We start from the raw sequence: 22,350 nt of genomic DNA, 5'->3' as shown, positions 1-22,350 counted from the left end.
ACAACACAGGAACATAGCGTTGATCACACAATAAAAACGGAGCTTTCTTGGCTCCCGCCCCAAGTTGCAACAGCACCAGGTGCACCAGCCCGGCCGGAGTAGTGGAACTCGCAGAGTGCAGCTTGCTTTCCTGCTGCTGAGCTGGGCGCCGGGCTGGTTCCGGGCAGGAGGGGCGAGCAGCTTCTTGGGTAACCCGAACCCGGCACGACCAGCCACGGGCTAGCCTTGGGCCATGAGCACGAACTCTGGTGTTTTCACGCTGAACGACGGCCTACCGCAAGAACTGATCGACGTCCTGACGGGCGCGCGTAACGTCGTCGTCTTCACCGGCGCGGGAATGAGTAAGGACTCCGGGCTGGACACCTTCCGCGACGCGCAGACAGGTATCTGGGAGCGCATCAACCCGCAGGACATGGCCTCCCTGGACTCCTGGGCCAAGGACCCTGACCCCATGTACGCCTGGTACCTCTGGCGCGGGCATGTCTGCCAGCAGGCACAGCCCAACGCGGGCCACGTGGCCATCGCCGAGTGGGAGAACTCCTCCTGGGCCAGCGAGCGGGGCATCAACCTGCATGTGGTGACCCAAAACATCGATGACCTGCATGAACGGGCGGGCAGCGAGCGGATCTCGCACCTGCACGGCAGCCTCTTTAGCTACCGCTGCGCCATCTGCCACAAGCCCGCCCGTACCCCGGAGTTCCCCGATCAGCAGCTGGAGCGAGTCACCCCACCGAACTGTTCCCTGTGCGGCAACCCCGTCCGCCCGGGCGTGGTGTGGTTCGGTGAGCCGCTGCCGCACCGCGAGTGGGACGCCTCCGAGGCCGCGATGCGGGAGGCCGACCTGGTGGTCATCATTGGCACCTCGGGCGTGGTCTACCCGGCCGCGGGACTGCCGCAGGTTGCGAAGGCCGCCGGGGCGCGCATCCTGGAGATCTCCCCGGAACGCACCGATCTCACCCGGCTGGCGGACTGGTCGCTGCGGGCCACCGCGGCGGAGGGCGCCCCGGCGATCGTCGCGGCGGCGAATTAATCGCCGAACGCTTGCCTCGTCAGCTCGCTCCAGAAGTTACCAAAGGAGCCCTTGGAAGAGGAAGAGGACTTGCTACCGGAGCTGATGTCGTCGACGTCGAAGTCCTCGACGAAATCGGCCCAGCTCTGCGAGCCCACGTCGTAGAACTTCACGACGAGCTTGCCGTCCTCCAGCTCAACGACGTCCAGGCGCTGGCCGGTGTCACGGCCACTCTTATCACCGATCTGGACGGTGTAGCTCTTCTTGAGCTGGCTATTCTTGTACGCGTCCTTGACCTTGTCTTCGTCGAAGTTCATGGACAGGCGCATGAAGTCCTGGTCATCGACGGTGTACAGGGCCTTCGGGTCCTCAGCACCCAGGTAGCGGTCGATACCACGGTAATCATCGTTGAGATCCAGCTCGTCGATCAGGGCATCCTGGGCCTTGATGTGGATATTCTCCCGGATCCACTTATCCGTCTTGTCCCGGTCGCGCAGCTTCAACAGTTGTTCGACCTTCTTATTCGGCGCACCCTTTCCGGTGACGTTATCGCCACCCATGCCGCCGAAGAGGCTCACGGCGGCGAAGATCAGCAGCATCACGACGGCCGTGGCGATCGCGGTGATGAGGATCGCCATCTTGGAGGAGCGGCCGAATTCCTTCTTGGTCTTCTCCATGGCGGGCGCGACCTGCTGCTGCGTCTTTGCGCCGGCCTCCTTGAAGCGCTCACCCAGCGACGGACCCTGCTTCCCCTGCGAGTGCTCGGCACCGGCCATGCCGGCCGCGCCAGCTGCGCCTGCGGCGCCGGCAGCACCAGCTGGAACACCGGCGCCGGCTGCGTGATCGCCCGTCGGCGCAGCACCCGCGGAGAAATCCGCGGCGGCGAGCTGGCGGAGAGCGTTAACATCCACCTCAGGCGCGTTCGGATCATCCAGGCGGGAATCGTAGGCAGTGCGCTTCTGTGGATCACCCAGGATGGAGCGGGCGATCTCTACTTCCTCGCGACCACCGATATTGTCCAGCTCATTCTTCTCCAGGCGTTCGGAGAGCTCGGCGCTGATCTCCTCCGGAGCCTTCGAACGGTCGAGGTTGAGTGCTTGATAAAGGTCGTAGTGGGCCATGTGCTTCCTTCCGGCCAGCATCGACGGGTTTTTCTAAGAGGAACCTATCAGATCACTGGGGGCGCATGCTGCGCTAGCCCGAACTCTCAGAAATAGCTTTCTGCCCGCAGATTTGAACTATTCGCCCGGGCTCACTTTGTGTGCGATACCGTGTTTCTTGTTGTGCTCCGATGAAAGGGAGCTGGACGCCACCTGAGAAGGAATCCTGAAGTGAATTCGCCTAACCAGAACCAGCCATACGACTGGGGCGTGCCGTCGCAGCCAGCCAACGGGCCTGCGCAGCAGCCCGCCGGCAACGGTGCCCCGCCGCCACAAGGTTCACAGGGCCCACAGGGACCCGTTGGGGGTCAACCGCCGCAGGGGCAGCAAGACAAGCCCCGCAAGAACCTAAAGCCGTGGGCGTTCACCGCACTAGCCGTCGTCGTCATCGCGGCACTGGTCTACGCGGGACTGTGGATCTACCAGTCCACTCGCGGTACCGAAAAAGGGCCGTTGGGCTGGGATAACGAGCAGATCGCGAAGCACGTCTCCAAGAACAAGCTCGCCGACTGCGACCTGGGGGAAGAGTTCTGGAACTCCGTTGGCCTCAAGGACGTCCAAGTCTCCGGCGACGAGGAGACCTGCCAGGGCTGGTACGAGACAGCCGATGGTGGCGAGGTCCTTGTCACCATGGAGATCGACAGCTCGTCGTCCAGCTTCTCGGTGCCGGACGACAGCGTCTCCCTGAGCAGCGACGGTCTGCGCGGCTGGACCGCGCAGGAAAAGAGCGAGGACGGCTACCTGTCCACCGAGCCGACCGAAAAGTGCACCTACTACAGCAAGAGCGGCCTGTTCGTGGGCACCCTGTCCACTCCGGCGACGTGCGACGCGCTGAAGCCGCTGGCCAGCCAGCTGACAAACCTGGACATTCAGGACCGCGAGGCCACCGCAAGCAAGGACCTGACGGACTTCGACTCCCCGGAGTACCTGCCGGTCAACGTCGAACCGGTCGAGGTTTCCTCCCCGCTGTGGGAGAAGCTGGGCAAGAACGTTGCCAAGACTGGGGAGGCGCAGAAGGTCAGGGACGACGGCTACTCGGGCTCAAAGATCACCGTCGACAAGATCGACGTTGACAAGGCGCAGGTCTGCGCGGACGCGACGTTCCGCCTCGGACGGGAGACTGATCGTTTCGCCTTCCAATTCCACGTCCCGGATATGCGCGTCGTGTTCCCGACGGGTAGCGCGCTCAAGCTGGACCGCGACCCGGAGCGTTTGCGCCTCAAGGAGGGGGCGACCAAGAAACTCAGCTACTGCGGCGACCTCGAGGATGCGGAGTACGTGGGTTACCGCGGGGGACAGGCCTACCTGGTCAGTGACTTGGATAGCAGCGGTGATCTTGAGGGCAGCGCCTGGAAGTTTGATCTCGCCACACAGGACTAAGGCAGCACGAGCGCGGCTAGCTTAGCCTCCCAGTGCCCCCGGCAGCAGTTTCGCGAGCCGGGGGCATCGCGCTTTCTTGAGCTGCAGAACCAGCGAGGTGATGTCCTTCGTTACCGTGCCCTTCTTGCCCGTGCGCGCGGCCACAACCTGCGTCAACGCACCGGGATGGGTGGTGCCGAGTTCGTGGAGGAAATCGTCGGGGTTGATGACTCGGTAGCTCTCCCGGGCGGGCTTCTTCGTGAAGTCCGAGGGGCGGTTGAAGCTCAGCAGCGTGGTCGCCCCGCAGGCGGTTGCGGCGGCGTGCACGTGGTAGTCGCCGGGGTCTTTCCCGCTGAAGGCCAGGTCCTTGGGGTAATGGGGGAGGACGTCGTCCATCTCGCGGCGCAGCTCCGCCATCCGCTGATCCCGCTGCGCACCGGTGGATTGCGGTACGCGCCAGTTCATCGTGGCGCCGGTCTCCGACAGGGTTTTTAAGGACGTCACGAGCCGCAGTTCGCACCCCTCACCAACCAGTGCTGCGCGCAGGTCGAAAATCCACCGCAGCACGGTGGTGCTGGTCAGCACGTTGGCGTCGAGAAAAACGATGTGTGGCATGGCAGGGAGGAACTGAGCGGTTCGGAGCGAATTAATCGAACATATTATCGAATAAGGGGTATCCTTGTCTGGCTCGTTGCTAGACTAACAGGCGAAAACTTCCGAGAGTGCGCAGGTTAGTTTGTGCGACGCACCACTACGTTCGTTGTACTTTGCACGCAGCTGGGGGTGGACGGGCGCGAGGTTCGGCGGTAATCGAACAGATTGACTTGGCTCACTGGAGCCAGAAGACTTGGACAGCGGAGTAAACCATGACTGGAAATGATGATGCAGTGCCCGCCTTCAAGGCGGAGGCTTTAACTTCGGTGGAGATCTGTGCTGGTGCAGGGGGGCAGGCGCTAGGTCTGGAGCAAGCTGGGTTTGATCATCTCGCCGCCGTTGAGATCGACCCAGATGCGGTAGAGACGTTAAGGGCAAATAGGCCTAGTTGGAACGTTCTCGCCGAAGATGTGCTGAGTTTCGATATCGAACCTTATGCCGAGAACTTGGACTTGTTCGCTGGTGGCGTGCCCTGCCCTCCATTTTCCATCGCGGGTAAGCAGCTCGGAAAGGATGATGAGCGGGACCTTTTCCCGCGGGCGCTGCAGCTGGTCAGGATCGCAAGGCCCCGAGCGGTGATGCTTGAGAATGTCCGAGGCATGGCACAGCCGCGTTTCGAGGCCTACCGCGCCGAGCTCATCGAAGAGCTGAATGACATGGGCTATACCGTGTTCTGGGAGCTGGTCATTTCCGCCGATTATGGGGTGCCGCAGCTCCGGCCACGATTTATTATGGTGGCGCTGCAGCATGAATATGCAGAATATTTTGCCTGGCCTGAGCCGGTCTCGCATCGCACTACGGTGGGAGAGGCTTTGCACCATCTGATGTCCTCTCGCGGTTGGCCAGGTGCGACCGCTTGGGCAGCAGGTGCGCAAGACATCGCCCCAACACTGGTTGGCGGAAGTAAGAAGCATGGGGGCCCGGACGTGGGGCCTTCGCGTGCGCGTGCGGCATGGAAGAGGCTGGGGGTAAAGGGCTCGTCTATCGCGGAGGAGGCTCCTGGCGCGGATTTCACCGAGGACCCGAACGAGGAGATGCCTAGGCTGACTGTCCAGATGGGTGGGGTGATCCAGGGATTTCCAGAGGACTGGAAGTGGATGGGCCGCAAAACCGCGGCGTGGAGGCAGGTCGGGAACGCTTTTCCACCGCCGGTTGCACGTGCCATCGGCGAGAGAATCGCCTCTGCGCTCAATAAGGAACCGATCCCCGATGGTTCGCTGCCTGCATTTCCGTATGGGGCGGTCCAATTGCTCGAAATGACTAGCTAGATATGAATTGCCCACGTATGAACCCAGCTGTCCTTTCGCAGGCTCGTAAAGATTTCATTCAAGAGCTCATCGATACGGGAACCTTGGCGATCTCCGATAAAGGAATCGCCTCGAATGCCGATAGGGGCAGCCGGGCTAGCCGGGTTGTTGCGTTGCACCTGGCGGAGAATCTGGGCGTGCCTGTGCGACAGAAGCTAGCGGGGCAGACGGCGGGATCGAATTTTGAGAACGCGGTCGGCACCTTTCTGCGTACAACGATTCGGTCGATGGCGGCTGTGCAGCCAGGAAACTGGTTTGTCGACGTCGTGGGCTCCTCCCATCGTGCGAGTCACGTCGCTCGCTATGAGCCTTATCTTCACCTTGGGGATCTGGCGGTCGAAATCGAAAACAAGCCAACCCTCGCCGCGGTGCTGGGGAACTCTTATTCCATCGCGCCGGACATCCTCGTCACGCGAGATGCCTATAGCGATGAAGCGTTGAACGCCGAGTTGGAGTTCGTGGATGAACAGGCTGGTTTGCTTTCTCCCATGCGCGCATCCAATACGCAGCCTTCCTCTTCTCGGTTTCTGCATGCGGTTGTCAGCTGCAAATTCACTATGCGTTCGGACCGAGCACAGAACACGCGGAGTGAGGCGCTCAACCTGATTCGCAACCGTAAGGGGCGCGCCCCGCACATCATTGCGATTACCGCGGAGCCGATGATTTCGAGGATCGCCTCCTTGGCCTTGGGCACCGGTGACATTGACATGGTGTACCACGCTGCGCTTCCTGAACTGCGCAAAGCGGTGCATGAAGCAGGTTCGGAAGACGCTAAGGAAATTCTCGAAATGCTGGTGCACGGGCGACGGTTGCGCGATATTTCCGACATGCCCCTGGATCTGATCTCCTAAAAATTCCAAGAACGCCACTAGCTGCAAGAGAGAAGCAGCACGCATGAAAGAACCCCAGCGGTAAGCCGCTGGGGTTGATTCAGCAAGGGCGCCGAGCGCCGGGACCTAGCTAGTAAAAGTCGCCGGCCGGTGCAGCGGGTTGGGGAACCGCCGGGGCCTGCACCGGCGGGTGCTGCCCAATCTCATCCGGGCTTGGGGCGTCCAATCCAGCGCCAGGCTGACCGGCATCCGGTTGACCAGCGCCTGGCTGCCCAGCGCCTGGCTGACCAGCGCCTGGCTGCCCAGCGCCCGGTGCACCTGGCTGCTCTGCACCCGGTTGCTCTGCCCCTGGGGCTCCGGGAGCGACCTCACCGGACTCCTCAGCCCGCGCATCCGGCGCCTTACGGGCCTTATCCTCCGAGCCCTCCGCGCCACGAGGCTTCTTGTACATCTGGTACTCAATCGCATCCGCGAAGCGGGAGGCGAAGATGTTCGTGAAGTGGTGCTGATCGCGGTAGGCCACCAGGTTGCCGATGATCGCCGGGCACCAGCCGTCCTTACAGAAGCCATCGGTGACATCCAACAGCGTTACGTCCAGACCCGCATAAGCCTTGAACTGCGGGTCCTCCGGCAGCAGGGAGGCGTCCTGCGGGGTGCCGCACTCCGCGTTGATCTCCTCGATCTCCTCCGGCGTCGGGCGCCAACGATCCCGCACGCCCGGGAAGTTCCGGCCACGCTCGGTGGCGGTGCGGGTGCCGTCCACCATCTCGCCCACGCACTCGCGCAGGTTGAACGGCACCGGGTCACCCATCTCCGGCGGCTGGATGTGCCAGGCGTTATCGCGCATCAGGTAGCTGTGGATGCCGTTCTCGGTGAACAGCTTCACCAGATCCACATACTCCGGCGGCACCTGCTCCGGCCCATTACCCGCGATATCCGACGGGCGGGAACCGGTCATCCACACGCCCTCGGTCGGCGGGTGGGCCAGGATGTGGTCCACAACCTTCTTCGACCAGGAACGGCAGGACGGGAAGTCCGAACCATCCCACTTCGTGACATTCGCGTTGACCGGGCAGCCCATCTTCAGGATCGGCATGAACTTCACGCCCTGGCGGCGGCCCACCTCGTCGAGGGCGGGGATGAACTGCTCGGAGTGGGAGCCACCGATGACGTACACCGTCCGCTCGGAGTCCAGGTCACCGTAGGCGCAGTCCTCCTCGGAGCGGTTGAAGTTCCGCTTCAGGATCAGGTGGTCCTCCTCGAAACCGATCTGGCAACCATCCGGCTGCGTCGGCGGCAGCAGCGGGCCCATCTCTTCGAACGGTGGGGCCAGGGGCTGACGGGGTGGGACGAAGGCGTCGTTGCTGAAGGCCAACGGTCCCGGGTAGTTCTCCACATTCGACGCCAGGCGCCAGAGCTCCTCACCCTCCTCGACCTGGTTCTTCGCCACCACCGGGGCCGCCGCGACCACGCCACCGGCGATCAGGATGATCACCAGGGCATAGGCGGTCTTCGGCCACACGCGGATGGACTCCCACCAGTAGCTCGGGGTCCACAGCACGTGCGCGCGGCGCGGGCGGCCGGTCTGACGCAGCGGGCGCTCGATGAAGCGGTTGGATAGCCACGCCATGACCACCGAGGCCGCGATGATGGCCACGCCGAACAGTGGCTGAGCCTGGGCGTCGTAGCCCGTGTAGGACACCAGGATGATCAGCAGCGGCCAGTGCCACAGGTACAGGGCGTAGGAGATCCGGCCCAGGAACTGCATGAAGCGGCTCTCCAGGATGCGGGTAACACCCACCGGCTTGCCGTTCTGCCCAGCCAGGATCACCAGCACTGCACCCACCAGCGGGAACAGCGTGCCCGGGCCCGGGAAGGTCTGGGCGCCATCCATGATCAGGCCGGTGGAGGCGATCATGATGAGGCCCAGCCAGCCGAAGATCTGACGCACCCACGTGTTCAGCGGCGGCACGATCGGCGCCGGCGGCTTCTCGCCGTGGTCGGAACGCGGCATGATCAGCATGCCCAGCAGGCCACCCAGTCCGATCTCCCAGAAGCGGGAGAAGGAGTGGTAGTAGTTCACGGCCTGATCCTGGCCGTGCTGGTACGTCGCGAAGGCGAAAGAAAGCACCGTGACTGCCGTGAGAATGACAGCCAAGGCCTTGCGGGAAAAACGTCGGAAAATGAGCGCGATCAGGGTGACCGCGATCAAGGAGGAGACGTAGATCTGCAGCTGCGCGGACATGCTCCACAGGTGCTGGAACGGCGAGACCGTGGAGCTGGCGGTGTTGTAATCACGGCCCGAAAACGCCAGCTGCCAGTTGGTGATGTAGGCCAGCGCGCCGACCGCGTCCTTAGATAGCTGCAGGTGCTGGATCCGCGGCATGAGCAGCAGACCGGCCGCCAACGTCGCGCCGACGACTACCGCGAGCAGCGGGAAGAGCCGCCGGATGATGCGCACGAGCGACTGAACGAATGTCAGCCCCTTCGGGTTGCGCGCATTCGCGAGCTGGGAGCCAAAGAAAAACACACCTCCCAGCAGAAGGAAGACATCCACGCCCGAGGACACCTTGCCCACGAAGACGTGGAAAATCACCACGAGGGCGATCGCGAAACCGCGCAAGCCCTCGATATCGTTACGGAATCTTTTCCCACCTGTGCTGGCCATAGCCCCTTCATGCTATCGGGTGCCGGGCCGAACTCAGAAGAAGGCTCGCTGGTGGGGTGCGAGGAAGTGTCCTGCCCAAGCCCTGCAACGTCGGTGGCAGCGGCCGGAAAATGAGTGGGAGCAAGCGGATGCGAGGGGAGTGGACGGACGCGGGGTGGTGAGCGGCAGCTGGAGTAGCTAGCGGAAACGCACCTCAGCGAGCTCGATCGCCTCCGACGGATCCGGCTGCCCCTTCGCGATCTCGACGTAGCGGCCCGCGTGCTCGACCAGTCCCTGCTGTGCCTGCTCGCTCATCTCACGACGCACCTTCGCCGGTACCCCCGCCGCCAGCGACGCCGCCGGGATCTCCTGGTTTTCTAGGACGACGCCACCAGCCGCGATGAGGCTTCCGGAACCAACACGGGCACCGGAGAGGATCGTCGCTGACATGCCGACCAGGACGCCGTCGCCAACCTCGCAGCCATGGACGAGGGCCTTATGCCCGACGGTGACGTCCGAACCGAGGACGCAGGGGGAGTCGTGGTTCGCGTGCAGGACGGAGTTGTCCTGGATGTTCGTGCGTTCCCCGATGCGGATCGGGCCGACGTCCCCGCGCAGGACGCAGCCGTAGAAGACGGAGGAATCGGCGCCGATCTCGACGTCGCCGATGATGGTCGCGCCGGGGGCGATATAGGCGGATTCATGGATGCGTGGGCGAACGCCCTGGAAGGGAAGGATCAGTGGTGCGGTGCTCATGGTTCCCATCTTGCCCACTTCCGGGCCCGCGGGTGGCCATAATGGGGGCATGGCTAACAACACTCGAACTCTGCTGATCGTGCACCACAGCCCGACGGATACGGTGCGGCCGATTGCCCGGCGGGTGGTTGAGAAGTGTCAGGAGGCTGCCGCGCAGGCCGCCGAGGCGCTGGGGGAGAGCGCGCCGCGCATCGAGGTGGTTGAGCGCCAGGCCTTGGAACCGGATAAGGCGGAACTCCTGGCAGCGGACGCGGTGATCTTCGGAACAACCGCGAACTTCGGCTATATCTCCGGGGCGCTGAAGCACTACTTCGACACCCTGTTTTACGAGGTCAACGAGGGAAAGAAGGGCACCCCGGTCTCCTGGTGGATCCGGGGTGGATTCGATACCACTGGGGCGGAGAAAGCGATGGATTCCATCATCACCGGCCTGCAGTGGGAGGTGGCGGCTGAGCCTGTGGCCTTCACCGGGGACCCGGCGGAGCAGCAGGACCGGCTCGACACCATGGCGGAGGCCATGGTGGGCGCGCTGCTCAGCTAAGGGCTGGGCGGGCCTACTTCGCGTCGGAGAGGAAGTGCGCGGCACCAGCGGATGCTGCGGTGACCGCGAGGACAGCCGGCCAGGCGCCGATCTTCTTCGCCAGCGGGTGGGAGAGGCCAAAGGCCCCGAGGTAACCGGCAGTGAGCCCAGCGGCGGTGGGCGCGCCGACCTTGGCGTTCCAGGAGCGGGCGGCGTAACCGCCGGCAGCAGCGAGAATCACGCCACCGAGCGGGCGGATCTCGGTCTCGCGGGCGGTGAGCCAGCCACCGATGAGCCCGGTGGCGATGACAGCGGCAGTGTTGACGTCCTTGGCCTTCTTCAGATTCATAGACATATCCCCAGGTTACCCGCGGACGTACCGTGGAGGGCGGAAGAAGAAATAAGCGGAACGAAGGAGCGAACAGATGGAACTGGCACGGGTCTACGACGTCGTCAAAGACAGCGGCGCACAGGGGAGCGCGCAGGGCAGCGACCAGAACAGCGGTAGCGGCGGCGAGGCAGAGGCCTGGTTCCTGGTCGACCGGCTGTGGCCACGGGGAGTATCCAAGGAGAATCTGCCCCTGACGGGCTGGCCCAAGGAACTGACTCCCTCATCGGAGCTGCGCAAGGATTTCCACTCGGGTGAGCTGAGCTTCGCGGATTTCAGCAACCGCTACCGCACGGAGCTGGATGATGCGCTCGATGACGGGGGGCTTGAGGACGCACTGCGGGAACTCGAGGAGGCCGGCGCCAAGCCACCCCGTTCGGATGCGAAGACCGAGCAGACCGCGAAGGACGGGGTGCTGCTGCTCTATGGCGCGAAAGACACCGAACAGAACCACGCGATCGTGCTCCTGGAGTGGCTCAACACCACCCTCCGAGAGCGGCGCGATCGCTAGAGTAATTCGCCCTAGAAAAATAAACCTGGCATAAAACCGCAGGTGCTGGCAGACTGGAGGGCATGGATACATTGATTCTCGCAGCACAAGCAACCCCGGCCCTCGGATTCATCGGCTGGATCATCATCGGCGGTCTGGCGGGTTGGATCGGCTCGAAGATCATGGGCACCGACGCGCAGATGGGCGTTCTCGCCAACATCGTCGTTGGTATCGTCGGTGGCTTCATCGGCGGTTGGGTCCTCACCCTGTTCAACGTCAACTCCGGCGGCATGTTCTGGAGCTTCCTGACCTGCCTGCTCGGCGCGGTGATCCTCCTGTGGATCCTCAAGATGGTTCTGCCGAAGCGCTAAACCGCCTCCGGCACAGCCCACACCAAGGAGCCCTTCGGGGCTCCTTTTTCTATGCCGGATTCAGCTGTTTCTGCGTTCCATCCAGCGGGAGAGCGACCGTCGGTTCGTCTGCTGCGTCTTGCGCAGAATGTTCGACACGTGGGTCTCCACGGTCTTTACGGAAATGAACAGCCGCTCGGCCATCTCCTTATACGTATAGCCACGCGCCAACAGCCGTAGCACCTCGTGCTCCCGGGGCGTCAGCTCGTCGAGATTCGGCTGGTTCCCGCCCGCCGAGCCGGCCGACCCGGTACTTTCGGCCCCATCTTTCAGGACGCCGCCGCGCTGGCGTCCCAAATCTTGGGAGGGCGCCTGAACCTCGGGGGAGGGGGCGACGGAGGAGAACGCGTCGAGCACGTAGCCGGCCAACCGCGGCGAGAAGACCGCGTCACCGGAGTGGACCCGCGAGATGAAGCTGACGAGCTCGGGCCCGGAGGTGTTTTTCGTGACGTAGCCACGGGCGCCGGCGCGGATGAGCGTGATGACGTCCTCTGGGGAATCAGACACGCTCAAAACCAGAAAACGAGCTCCGGTATCCAGCGTGTTGAGCAGGACTTCGAGCCCGCCGCCGTCGGGCATGTGGACGTCCAGAAGCACCACGTCGGGACTGGTTTCGTGGATTTTGGTTATGGCCTGGGGGACGGTCTCGGCCTCGCCGACGATGGTGATGGGCTCCCCGGCAGCGGTGGTGGCGCCCGTGAGTTCGGTGCGTACACCCGCACGGAACATGGAGTGGTCGTCCACTAGAAAGACGCGGATGTCGGTCATTACTTGGGGGTTTCCTCCTGATCGCTGTTGTTGGCGGGTCCGGCGTGGCCACCAGAGCCGGTGTGACCGTTGGGGTTGGCTTCGCTGCCACTGTGGCTCGGGCGTTTGTTCGGGTCCAGTGGCAGCGTGAGGATAACTTCCGTGCCGCCGGTGGTGTCGAATTCCACGCTACCGCCAGCCTTAGCCATCCTCTCGATGATGGAGCCCCGCACACCATGGCGGTCGGTTGGAACCTGATCGAGGTCGAAGCCGGGGCCCCGGTCGCGCACGAAGATCTCGATGCGGGTGGTGCCGAGCTCCGCATAGACGCTGATCTCGGAGCATCCGGAGTGTTTCGCGGCGTTGACCATCGCCTCGCGGGCGGCGAGCACCAGGTCGATGGATTCCGGGGTGCTGGGGATGTCCTCTCCCACGAGGACAGGGCGGATCTGCACTTCGTAGGCGTCCTCCACCTCGCCGCAGGCCACGCGCAGCGCGCCCATGACGGTGGTGGTTTCCACGGATTCGCCCTCGCCGAACAGCCACTGGCGCAGCTGGCGCTCCTGGCTGCGAGCTGCTGCCACGATGTGGGGTTCGGAGGAGTTTTTCTGAATCAACGCCAAGGTTTGGAGCACACTGTCGTGAATCCGGGAGCTGATGCGCTGCCGTTCGGCTTCGGCGGCTTTTTGCTGCATATTCTCAGATGCCATGCGCCAGAGGCGCAGCCAGAGCGGGACCAGCAGCACACCGAAGCCCACGACTAGCGCCAAGGCGGCGACCACAGCCCACAGGAGGACCTGGGGCGTAGTCGAATTATTCTCGGCGAGAAGCTGCCACACCAGCAGCACGACTCCGCCGAGCGTCAGCAGCGTGCCACCGATCAGAGATACCCACTGCACCCATGAAGGGCCGGCCATTTTAGGGGTGTCACCTGGTGCGTTTGCCGGGTCCCCGGCAGTCTCGGGGCGGTACGTCCGCCACACCAATACCGCACCAAGGATCGCGACCAGGGCTGGGAGCGTGATTCCGCCATCTGCGTCGAAGGAAACACTGGCGGTAACCAGCACCGCCGCAGCCAGGAGCAGTAGCCAGCGGTGGGAACGAGCGCGCACAGCCTTGGTCCCCCGTGTGGCGTCGGTGAGCGCCCAGGTTCCGCAGTACAACCCCAGGGCTACCGGGGGAATCACACAGAGCGCAACCGCGATGAGCCGAATAAGCAGGGTGGATAACCCCAGGTGCTCCGCCAACCCCGAGCACACGCCAGCGAGGACCCGGTCCGCCGAATTACGGCGGTACATGGGGTAGGGGTGCGGCAGCTCACTGCGTGGCTGGTTGGGCGTATCGGTCATAGGATTCAGTATTTCACGTCCCCCGGAGCCCCCACATCAGGGTAAAACCCCGATATTGTGCCAGGGGAGGGGAGGGAACTGTGGCTCGCCCGTGGAAACCCTGAGCCGATAAAATCAGGGTTTCTCCCCGATGTGTGTTTGGGCTGGGATCAGCAGAGTTAGAAGCATGAGGAATTTCACCAACAGCAACCAATCCGGCGGTGAGCATCCAGCTGCCGGTTCCCAACAACCCACGTCTGCGTCCTTCTCTCAAACGGTCAGCGAGGTGTGGCGAACCCGCCCGTACCGTCTGCCGAAGAAGGACGGCTCCCGCGCCTGGATCAGCGGTGTCTGCGAAGGCATCGCGGTCCGCTACCAAGTTGACCCGCTGCTCATCCGAATCCTGTTCGTGGCTCTTGCTCTCGCGGGCGGCTTCGGTGTTGCCTTCTATGCGGCCGCTGTGCTTGCACTGCCCCGTCGCGGCCTGGAACAGCCGGCTGTAGAACGCCTCCTGAACTGGAAGATCCCCGAGGACTCTGCCCCGGGCGGCAAGGAACGGCAGGCCACGTTGAAGGCCGAGCGTCGCACCGCAGTATGCGCCACCATCGTGCTCGCCCTGTGCTTCATGGTGAGCGCCACGATCCTGCAGGTGGGTAGCTTGTTGCTGCTCCTGGTCTGTGCCGCGGGGGTCTGGTTCCTCCACAAGAGGACGCCAATCCCGCCACAGGTGATGCAAAATTTTAAATACCCCGCCGGTTTTGAGGGAACTGTTGCCGGTGCGCCCGGCGGGCCGGCGTCCACCGACGTCGCTGGTCCGGTGACGCCACCGAGCTGGAACTCCCTGGGCCCCACGGCCTTCGCCTGGGCTGAACATGAGGGTGCGGAGGACCCGGCGGGTGATACCGCGCATCAGGATTCTGAACCGAGCGACGGGGATCAGTCCCGGGCCTAGCACTCGTCGGTAACCGCTTGCACTGCAGTACGAGGAGCCCTTCGGGGCTCCTTTTTCTTTTGCCCTAACCCGCCGCCGGGTCCTCCGGCCAGGCGTGCTTCGGGTAGCGGCCCCGCATATCCTTGCGCACCCCCTGGTAAGGCCCGGCCCAGAAGCTCGCCAGGTCATCGGTCACTGCCACCGGCCGCTGCGCCGGGGAAAGCAGGTGGAATTGCACCCGCCGGCCCGCGATGCGCGGGGACTCCGTGAGGCCGAACGCGTCCTGTAGCTTCGTCGCCAACACCACGGGTTCGGCGAGGATCTCGGGGGCTGGCTCGGCCTGCCCCTCGCCGGAGCTCTCCGGGACGACCTCGTCTGTAGCCTCGCTGGCCGCGTCATTCACAGCGCCATCCGCGGCGCTTCCGATCAGCACCTCCGGGTAGGTCAGCCGCCGCGTCCGCCCGCTCGGCAGCTCCAGGGACTCCGGCGCGAGCTCGTCGATTGGCTGGTCCCACGGGATCAGCCCGCGCAGCAGGCTCGCGATATCGGGCCGCCGTCCCGCCGCAATATCCGCCGCGATAAAGCTCAACAGCTCCTCCGGCAGCCCCGCCCGCAGATCCGGGTAGCCCGACGCACGCTCGAAGCCAGCGGCCGCGGCGTCGTGCAGGTACTGCATGCGTTTCACCAGCTCGCGGGCGTTCCCGCTCAGCTGCAGCATCTCCTCCAGCTGTTCCGGGCTGGCCTGCGCAATCGCGGCGGACACCGCCTCTTCCGCCTCCGGCGCGCTGGGTTTGACCGGGGCGCTGCTCAACTCGACCGCCCCCACGACCGTCCGTTCCCGTGCCTGCACCCGCTTCTTCTCCACGCTGTAGCTCGCGGTCCTTTCCTTTACGACGCCACCGGCTGCGGCCAGGGCCAGCTCCTCGGAGATCGGCATGGCCGAGCGCAGGATCGAACCCGTCCCGGACTTCCGCGCGGACGCCGATTCGCTGCGCCCGATATCCGCCACCGCGAACCACTGCTCATTGTGCGGCGCATCCACCCCGGGCATGCCCTTCGGGATGACTGCCCCGGTGCCGCCCACGGTCAGCACCCGCTCCGACCCCGGCTCAACGCGCCGGGCCAGCAGGTCCGGCCGAGCGCAGGCGATCGTGTAGGCGATGGCGTCCTCCCCGGTCAGCGGGTCGCTGAGCTCACGTGGGGCGTGCGGCTGCAACAAGCGGACGAGCCTGCGTACCGCCGGGTCCTTCGGCGAAATATCCTTGACCGCCTCGGCCGGGGCACGTTGGGAGCTGGCGACGTCCAAAAACTGCAGCACACGGGCCACGAGCTCCACCGGGACGCGCCGGCTCGCGAGTAGGCCACCGCGGGCGTGGCGCGGATCGAGGGGGAGCGTGACCAGTAGTTCCCCGAGTTCGGTGATGGTCCCGTCGGCGTCGATCGCCCCCAACTGGCGGAGCGTGGCAGCGGCGGCAGCGGCGTTGTTCTGGGGGAAGGGGTCCGGCAGCGCCAGACCCTCACCCATGGGTGCGCCCCAGGCGGCGACATCCAGCAGCGCGCCGGTGAGGTCGCTGGTCTGGATCGCAGGGGCGGCAAACTCCGGCAGTCGGGCCCACTCATCCGCGCTGATTAGGCGGAACACCGTGCCCGGGCCCTCGCGGCCCGCACGACCCGCCCGCTGCACGCAGCTGGCCTGGGCGGCGGACTCCGTGACCAGAACGGACATGCCGCGGGAGGAATCGCGCCGGGACACGCGGGACAGGCAGGTATCCACGACGACGCGCACGCCCGGCACCGTGATCGAGGATTCGGCGACGTCCGTGGCGAAAATGACCCGGCGGGAGGAGTTGGCGCTGGTGGCCCCGCGCGGGTTGACGATCTCGGCCTGCTGCTTCGGGCTGAGCTGGCCGTGCAGCGCGAAGGCGGCGAGCTCGGGGGAGTCGAATTGCTGCGCGAGCAGCTCGGTGCCACGGATGGTCGGGACGAAGGCCAGGATGTCGCCTTCGGCGGTCTCCCCGAGCGCGTGGCGAACCCCGGCGGCGATGAAGGCCTCGATGGAACCGGGCTGGCCGGGGCGACTATCGCTGCGGCGGTGGGTGATGGAGTCCGCAGCGGCGGCGTAGTGAATATCCAACGGGTAGATCGGGGCTGGAACGTGCACCACCGCCCCCGGTACCCCAAGCAGATTCGCGAAACGCTGGGCGTCCACCGTCGCGGACATCGCTACGACCAGCAGGTCATCGCGCAACTCCCGCAGCTGGGCGGCGATGGCGAAGACCAGGTCGGACTCGATGTGGCGCTCATGCACCTCATCCACGACGATCGCGCCCACCCCAGGCAGGTCGGGGTCCCGCAGCATGCGCCGGAGTAGCAAGCCGGGGGTCACCATCTCGATGCGGGTCCGTCTGGATACGCGGGAGTCCCCGCGGACGGTATAGCCCACCTCGTCGCCCAGTTCGGTGCCTCGCAGCTCGGCGAGACGGGCAGCGGCGGAGCGGGCAGCCACGCGTCGGGGCTGGGTCACGATCACGCGCTGATCAGGGGCAACCAGATCAGCATCGGCGAGGAACTGCGGGGCCAGGGTGGTCTTGCCCGTGCCCGGCGGGGCGTGCACTACAGCCGCGCCGAACTCCGCGAGCGCGCTGAGCAGGGCCGTGCGGCCAGCGGAAAAGGGCAGATTAGGGGTGGGGGTGGTAGACATGCTGCCTATCAAATTAGCCCACGGTGGTGCGCGGTGCTGGCGGGCGCGGGGGAGGAAGAGCGCGGCCTCTTCGCCGTGAATCTGATGGGGCCGACCTAGCGGACGGAGGTCCGCAGCACGCTGAACAGGCCGTCGGCGGGGCCGATGACGTCGTCGCCGAGGACGTAGAGCAACAGCGAGACCAGAATCAGGGTGACGATCGAGATCACCAGGAGGGTCGACGTCACGGTGAGCCACAGTCGTGGGGTCGGGTCCTCGCCATCGCAGTAGAAGGGGAGCGTCGCGCGGGGCGCAGGTTGATCCTGCGGTGCGGGATCGATGGGTTGGCCATCGGAGGTGAGGAAGCCGCCGAGCGCGGGGAGGGTGGCCTTGAAGGTGCCGGTATCGCGGGGCTCGTCGTTCTCGGGGTGATCCTTCGCCGGGCGGGGGCGGTTCATCGACGGTGTGTTCATCGTGGCCCTCCTTTGTTTGTCTGGCGAACTGCTCGATCACGTTTTAATGGATGCCTGCTGCTCTCTGCGCTGGCCGCCGTAGGGCAGCGCGACCCAAGAAGAGGCACCCGGGGTAGGGAGCTGATTTTAGCTAGATGAATACCATTTTCGCAAGCATCGAAACGGGGGTAATTTTCCGGAGGTAGCGATACTGGGAAAACGCTGACCAGCGGGTTTGAGAATGTTTTAACGCCGCGGCGGGGCTGAATTCTGCCTTAATCAGAGGGCGATGTCTGCTGCGCCCGTTAGTGTGCACAGCGAAGTGGACGGCGAGCCGCGCGGGGCACAAGCCGCGAGCGGTGAATCAACACTTCGCACAGCCTAAACTCAAGGGGGAATTATGGATAAGCGCACATCTGACAATCATCGCCAGCCGGTCACGACCGCTCGTGGCAACATCATCGGCGCCGACGGGGTGGTTCGCCCGCCCTGGGCTATGCGCTCCGAGCTGGAGCGGGAGTATTTCGACGAGGAATGGGGCCGGCCCGTCATCACGGAATCCGGCCTGCTGGAGCGGATCTGCCTCGAGGGTTTCCAGTCGGGGTTGTCGTGGGCGACGATTTTGCGCAAGCGTCGCGCTTTTAGGGATCACTTCTTCCTTTTCGACGCCACCCGCATCACGCAGATGAGCGCAGAGCAGCGCGAGGCGGCGCTCGCCGACCCTGCGCTGATCCGCAACCCGCGGAAGCACGCCGCGATCTATCGCAATGCCGAGGCCACGGTGGCCCTCCGGGAGGACCCGGAGCTGCAGGAGCTACCGGAAGGTCACCCTGCGCGGAAGATTCTGGGTGGGGCGGCGCGCCGCCTGCCCGCGGGCCTGCCGGTACTGATCTGGTCCTACGCCTCGGCCGAGCACCAGCCTCCCAGCCACGTCGCAGAGATGCCTTCGGAGTCCGAGGAATCGGTGGCGATGGCCGCAGAGCTCAAACGTCGCGGCTTCACCTTCGTGGGTCCGACGACCTGCTACGCGTTGATGCAGGCCATCGGGATGGTCGACGACCGGGTGCCGGAGCCGGAAGCAGAGCAGCCTTAGGGGTAGCCCCTAGAAGAGGCTCTAGAGGAAGCCCTTAAAGGCGGGCTTTAGAGGCGGGCGGCGAGCTCCACGGCCTGCCGGATCGCACGCTTGGCGTCCAGCTCCGCGGCGACATCCGCGCCACCAACGATGTGGACCTTCTGCTCCGCGCCCTCGCTGGTGCCGTCGGCCTGATCCGGGCGGACGGACTCCTGGCCGGTGCACAGCACAACGGTGTCGACCGGGATGACCAGCTCCTTGCGCTCCTCGCGGATGGCGGTCTCCAGGCGGGCGAGCTCCTCGGCGTCCTTGGCCTTCTTCGCCTTGGATAGCGCCTTCTGCAGCTCCTTGACGTCCTGGGCGGGCACCGTGATGTGCAGGCCCTCGGAGTCCAGCTTCTCGTAGGTCACGCCCACGATCTGCTCCACCCCGGCCATCGCCACCGCTGCGCGGTGCACCCACCCGGTGGTCTTGCCCAGCCCACGACCCATGCGGGTGATCTTGCGCTGCAGCATGGTGACCTTGCGCAGCGGCTGCGGCGGATTCGGTCGGGTCAGGTTCGCGCGCGCCTCCGGGTCGGTGGTTACGCCCCACTGCTCGTTCCACTCGCGGATGGACTGCGGCTGGCCGCCACGGTCCTCCACCAGGAACTCAGTGACGTCGTAGCCGATACCGCCGGCGCCGATGACGGCGACGTTCTTGCCTGCCTCCTTCTCGCGGCTGAGCAGCTCCGCGTAAGTCATGGCGCTCACGCCCTCGACCTCGCCGCGCAGTGCCTCCGCCAGGCCCGGGAACTCGGGGATGCGCGGGCTCACGCCGCTGGCCACCACGACCTCGTCGAAGCCGGCCTCCAGCAGCTCCTCTGGGGTGCGCGGGGAGCCCAGGTGGATCGGTACCTCGCGCTTAGCCAGGCGGGCCTGCACGTTCTTCAGCGCCTCGACGAACTCCTCCTTGCCAGGGATTCGCATGGCCAGCTGGAATTGGCCGCCGACCTTATCGCTGGCCTCGAAGATCTCCACGTGGTGGCCACGCTCCGCCAGGGCCTCGGCACCGAACAGACCAGCAACACCAGCGCCGATGATGCCCACCCGCTTTGTGGTTCGGGTCGGCAGCAGCTTCAGCTCCGTCTCGTAACCCGCGCGTGGGTTGACCAGGCAGGTTGCCCGCTCATTGGTGAAGGTGTGATCCAGGCAGGCCTGGTTACAAGCGATGCAGTGGTTGATCAGCTCCGCCTCGCCTGCCGCAGCCCGGTTAACGAATCCAGCATCCGCCAGCATCGGGCGGGCCAGGGAGACGAACTCGCCGAAGGGTTCGCCACCGGTGCGGGCCTCGCCACCCTCCGGGTTGAAGGAGCCGTCCAACAGCTGCTCGGCGACCTGCGGGGTGTTGATGCGGTTAGCGATGACCACCGGCACATCCACGACCTTGCGCAGCTCGGCGGTCGCCCAGGCGAAGGCGCCACGCGGCACGGAAGTGACGATCGTCGGAACCTGTGCCTCGTGCCAGCCGATACCCGAGCTGAACATGTCCACCCCGGCGTCCTGCAGCTGGCGGGCCAACTCGTGGATCTCCTCCTGAGTCTGGCCACCTTCGACCAGGTCCAGCACCGAGATGCGGTAGTCGATGACGAAGTCCTCAGGGACCGCGGCACGAACCGCCTTGACGATCTCGATCGGGAAGCGCATCCGCTTCTCCGCAGAACCACCCCAGTCATCGGTGCGCTGGTTCGTGCGCTCCGCGAGGAACTGATTGATCAGGTAGCCCTCGGAGCCCATGATCTGCACGCCGTCGTAGCCGGCATCCTTGGCATACTTCGCCGCCTCGCCGTAGGCCTTGATCGTCGCGCGAACCTCCTCGTCGGAGAGCTCGCGGGCCGGGAACGGGGTGATCGGGGACTGGGATGCGGACGCGGAGACCGACATCGGGTGGTAGCCGTAACGGCCAGCGTGCAGCAGCTGCAGGATGGCCAGCGCACCCCCGGCGTGGGTGGCCTCGGTGACCTGGCGGTGGGCGTCGGCGATTTCCTGGGAGTTGAAGGGCTGACCAAAAGGCGTCAGGTTGCCCTCCAGCACGGGCGGGTAGCCACCAGTCACGATGGCTGCAACACCGCCCTCCGCGCGTTCGCGGAAGAACTCGGCCAACTTCGGGGCGTCCTCGAGCTTGTCCTCGAGGCCGGTGTGCATGGAACCCATGATCACGCGGTTGCGGAAAGTCTTGCCGCCAACCTCGAGGGGCGAAAGCATCGTCGGGTACTGGGGTTCTCCCGCCGCACCAGAATCGGCGGAAGAGCTGGAAGCGTTAGTGAATGCGGGGCTTGTCATGTTGCTGATTTTGCCCTAGCAAAGTGCCGAAGATGCGCAAATGCAATAAAAAGAAAAGCAAAAACGACTCGCCCAATCCGGCACCGTAGGATGGGCAACATGCAGCAAGATTTTCCTGTCGTGCCTATCCGTGACACCGAGATCCGGCTGGGGCAGTTCCTGAAACTCGCCAACCTCGTGGAAACCGGGGGAATGGCCAAGGACGTCCTCGCCGAAGGGGCGGTGTCGGTCAACGGCGCAGCCGAAACCCGCCGCGGCAAGGCCCTGCGAGACGGCGACCAGGTGACAATCACCGACCCCGAGACCGGCACCACCCTCGGCGCAGAGGTCGGAGCGAACGGCCGTAGTGTTGCCGATAGCGAAAACCTGGCTGAAGAGGACGACCTTGGGGAGTTCTTCGATGAAGCCACTGCCGATGACGACTTCGACCCCGAAAAGTGGAGGAATCTCTAATGCCCGCTATGCAGGCGCAACCAGGCATGCCGCTGTGGCTGGACCTGGCAACCACCGATATTGATGCCGCGAAGCGCTTCTACGCCGAACTCGTGGGCTGGGAATACCGCGAGCACGGCCAGGGCTATGCCGTCGCGACGAAGAACGGCATGCCCGTCGCCGGCATCGGAGCCATCCCGGAGGAAAAGATCTCCATGTGGGGCCTAGCGCTCTACACGCCGAACGTCACGGTCGCTCACAACGCCGCCGTCAACGCCGGTGCCCGCTCCGTCCTGGAGCCTCGGGTGCTCGGGGCCCCGGAAGGGGAGGGCGCCGATGGTGAGACCGACCGCGGCGAGATGGCCGTGGTCATCGACCCCAGCGGGGCGGCCATCGGCCTGAAGAATCCTGCGGATGAGCACGCGCTCTTCGCCGCAGGTGAGCCGGGCACGCCGGTATGGCACGAGCTCATGGTCGGCCAGGGCTGGGACGAGACCCTGGAGTTCTACCACGAGCTCGCCGGCTGGGACATCCGCGTTGATAAGAACTCCGACGGCAGCCGCTACGCGCTCGGCGAGTTCGAGGGCGCAGCACTCGTCGGCCTCTGGGATACCCAGAAGATGCAGCTGCCCTCCATGTGGACGCTCTACCTGGGGGTCGCGGACATCGACGCCGCGGTGGATACCGCCCGCGAGCTGGGCGCCCAGATCATCCGGGAGCCCTTCGACTCCGAGTTCGGCCGGGTCGCCACCATCACCGATCCCACGGGCGCGCTGCTGAATCTCACCGAGGTCGAGGAGTACGTCCCGGACGAGACCGAGGACTTCGAGCCCGACCTCTTCGCCGACCTCTAGGCC

Annotated in this window: 21 protein-coding genes; 11 read left to right on the top strand and 10 right to left on the bottom strand. The window is 64.9% G+C overall.

Translation table 11 applies throughout. The annotated features are described in order from the left end of the window. Positions 1 to 259 precede the first annotated feature (259 nt). Positions 260 to 1,030 (top strand): NAD-dependent deacylase, encoded by a 771-nt coding sequence (locus tag QP997_RS08760; protein ID WP_502870450.1) that lies wholly within the window; start codon positions 260 to 262, stop codon positions 1,028 to 1,030. On the opposite strand, the gene QP997_RS08755 is transcribed toward QP997_RS08760, so the two are convergent. Further along, positions 1,027 to 2,130: a hypothetical protein gene (locus QP997_RS08755; protein ID WP_284846899.1), complete on the bottom strand. Its 1,104-nt coding sequence runs from the start codon at positions 2,128 to 2,130 to the stop codon at positions 1,027 to 1,029. The two genes, QP997_RS08760 and QP997_RS08755, sit on opposite strands and share 4 nt — an antisense overlap. A 210-nt stretch (positions 2,131 to 2,340) precedes the next feature. Between QP997_RS08755 and QP997_RS08750 the strand changes: the two genes are divergently transcribed. Then, positions 2,341 to 3,549, top strand: a complete 1,209-nt coding sequence (locus QP997_RS08750; RefSeq protein ID WP_284846898.1) for a proline-rich domain-containing protein — start codon at positions 2,341 to 2,343, stop codon at positions 3,547 to 3,549. 21 nt (positions 3,550 to 3,570) lie between these two features. Here QP997_RS08750 and QP997_RS08745 read toward each other — a convergent pair whose 3' ends face one another. Continuing rightward, positions 3,571 to 4,143 carry a hypothetical protein gene (locus QP997_RS08745; RefSeq protein WP_284846897.1) on the bottom strand — a complete coding sequence of 191 codons (573 nt, stop codon included), beginning with the start codon at positions 4,141 to 4,143 and terminating at the stop codon, positions 3,571 to 3,573. 251 nt (positions 4,144 to 4,394) lie between these two features. On the opposite strand from QP997_RS08745, the gene QP997_RS08740 reads away from it, so the two are divergent. After that, a complete protein-coding gene (locus QP997_RS08740) occupies positions 4,395 to 5,450 on the top strand; it encodes a DNA cytosine methyltransferase (protein WP_070761682.1) in 1,056 nt (351 codons plus the stop codon). A 17-nt stretch (positions 5,451 to 5,467) separates the two neighbouring features. Next, on the top strand, positions 5,468 to 6,340 hold the full coding sequence (locus tag QP997_RS08735) for an NgoMIV family type II restriction endonuclease (protein WP_070758735.1): 873 nt from the start codon (positions 5,468 to 5,470) through the stop codon (positions 6,338 to 6,340). A 109-nt stretch (positions 6,341 to 6,449) separates the two neighbouring features. Here QP997_RS08735 and QP997_RS08730 read toward each other — a convergent pair whose 3' ends face one another. Then, positions 6,450 to 8,987, bottom strand: a complete 2,538-nt coding sequence (locus QP997_RS08730; RefSeq protein WP_284846896.1) for an acyltransferase family protein — start codon at positions 8,985 to 8,987, stop codon at positions 6,450 to 6,452. A 177-nt stretch (positions 8,988 to 9,164) separates the two neighbouring features. After that, positions 9,165 to 9,722 carry a gamma carbonic anhydrase family protein gene (locus tag QP997_RS08725; RefSeq protein WP_148792339.1) on the bottom strand — a complete coding sequence of 186 codons (558 nt, stop codon included), beginning with the start codon at positions 9,720 to 9,722 and terminating at the stop codon, positions 9,165 to 9,167. Positions 9,723 to 9,771: 49 nt separating this feature from the next. Here QP997_RS08725 and QP997_RS08720 point away from each other — a divergent pair, with 49 nt between their 5' ends. Further along, positions 9,772 to 10,263, top strand: coding sequence for a flavodoxin family protein (locus tag QP997_RS08720; protein WP_284846895.1), 492 nt, complete (start codon positions 9,772 to 9,774; stop codon positions 10,261 to 10,263). A gap of 13 nt (positions 10,264 to 10,276) precedes the next feature. Here QP997_RS08720 and QP997_RS08715 read toward each other — a convergent pair whose 3' ends face one another. Next, complete coding sequence (locus QP997_RS08715) at positions 10,277 to 10,597, bottom strand: hypothetical protein (RefSeq protein WP_070758580.1); 321 nt, start codon at positions 10,595 to 10,597, stop codon at positions 10,277 to 10,279. Between the two features lie 70 nt (positions 10,598 to 10,667). On the opposite strand from QP997_RS08715, the gene QP997_RS08710 reads away from it, so the two are divergent. Beyond that, entirely contained in the window at positions 10,668 to 11,141 is a 474-nt protein-coding gene (locus QP997_RS08710; protein WP_284846894.1) for a DUF488 domain-containing protein, read from the top strand. A gap of 62 nt (positions 11,142 to 11,203) precedes the next feature. Next, positions 11,204 to 11,491 carry a GlsB/YeaQ/YmgE family stress response membrane protein gene (locus tag QP997_RS08705; protein ID WP_070758582.1) on the top strand — a complete coding sequence of 96 codons (288 nt, stop codon included), beginning with the start codon at positions 11,204 to 11,206 and terminating at the stop codon, positions 11,489 to 11,491. A 60-nt stretch (positions 11,492 to 11,551) separates the two neighbouring features. On the opposite strand, the gene QP997_RS08700 is transcribed toward QP997_RS08705, so the two are convergent. Both QP997_RS08700 and QP997_RS08695 read right to left on the bottom strand, forming a co-directional pair. After that, a complete protein-coding gene (locus tag QP997_RS08700) occupies positions 11,552 to 12,298 on the bottom strand; it encodes a LuxR C-terminal-related transcriptional regulator (RefSeq protein WP_015381088.1) in 747 nt (248 codons plus the stop codon). After that, a complete protein-coding gene (locus QP997_RS08695; RefSeq protein WP_284846893.1) occupies positions 12,298 to 13,626 on the bottom strand; it encodes an ATP-binding protein in 1,329 nt (442 codons plus the stop codon). Before QP997_RS08695 ends, QP997_RS08700 begins: the two co-directional genes overlap by 1 nt. A 166-nt stretch (positions 13,627 to 13,792) precedes the next feature. On the opposite strand from QP997_RS08695, the gene QP997_RS08690 reads away from it, so the two are divergent. Continuing rightward, on the top strand, positions 13,793 to 14,557 hold the full coding sequence (locus tag QP997_RS08690; protein ID WP_284846892.1) for a PspC domain-containing protein: 765 nt from the start codon (positions 13,793 to 13,795) through the stop codon (positions 14,555 to 14,557). 64 nt (positions 14,558 to 14,621) lie between these two features. Here QP997_RS08690 and QP997_RS08685 read toward each other — a convergent pair whose 3' ends face one another. After that, on the bottom strand, positions 14,622 to 17,237 hold the full coding sequence (locus QP997_RS08685) for an ATP-dependent helicase C-terminal domain-containing protein (protein WP_284846891.1): 2,616 nt from the start codon (positions 17,235 to 17,237) through the stop codon (positions 14,622 to 14,624). Positions 17,238 to 17,332: 95 nt separating this feature from the next. Next, positions 17,333 to 17,689 (bottom strand): hypothetical protein, encoded by a 357-nt coding sequence (locus tag QP997_RS08680; RefSeq protein ID WP_284758858.1) that lies wholly within the window; start codon positions 17,687 to 17,689, stop codon positions 17,333 to 17,335. A 379-nt stretch (positions 17,690 to 18,068) separates the two neighbouring features. On the opposite strand from QP997_RS08680, the gene QP997_RS08675 reads away from it, so the two are divergent. Beyond that, positions 18,069 to 18,761, top strand: coding sequence for a DNA-3-methyladenine glycosylase I (locus QP997_RS08675; protein WP_284846890.1), 693 nt, complete (start codon positions 18,069 to 18,071; stop codon positions 18,759 to 18,761). 47 nt (positions 18,762 to 18,808) lie between these two features. Here QP997_RS08675 and QP997_RS08670 read toward each other — a convergent pair whose 3' ends face one another. Then, positions 18,809 to 21,061, bottom strand: coding sequence for an NADPH-dependent 2,4-dienoyl-CoA reductase (locus QP997_RS08670; RefSeq protein WP_284846889.1), 2,253 nt, complete (start codon positions 21,059 to 21,061; stop codon positions 18,809 to 18,811). Between the two features lie 90 nt (positions 21,062 to 21,151). Between QP997_RS08670 and QP997_RS08665 the strand changes: the two genes are divergently transcribed. Together QP997_RS08665 and QP997_RS08660 are read left to right on the top strand one after the other, a co-directional pair. Beyond that, a complete protein-coding gene (locus QP997_RS08665; RefSeq protein WP_371260091.1) occupies positions 21,152 to 21,514 on the top strand; it encodes an RNA-binding S4 domain-containing protein in 363 nt (120 codons plus the stop codon). Next, positions 21,514 to 22,347: a VOC family protein gene (locus tag QP997_RS08660; protein WP_284846888.1), complete on the top strand. Its 834-nt coding sequence runs from the start codon at positions 21,514 to 21,516 to the stop codon at positions 22,345 to 22,347. Before QP997_RS08665 ends, QP997_RS08660 begins: the two co-directional genes overlap by 1 nt. The last annotated feature ends 3 nt before the right edge of the window (positions 22,348 to 22,350 follow it).

The organism is Corynebacterium sp. MSK039 (assembly GCF_030232315.1).
In the GTDB taxonomy this organism is placed as follows: Bacteria; Actinomycetota; Actinomycetes; order Mycobacteriales; family Mycobacteriaceae; genus Corynebacterium.
The sequence above is the reverse complement of the archived record's forward strand: the minus strand, read 5'-3'. Positions and strand labels throughout refer to the sequence as shown.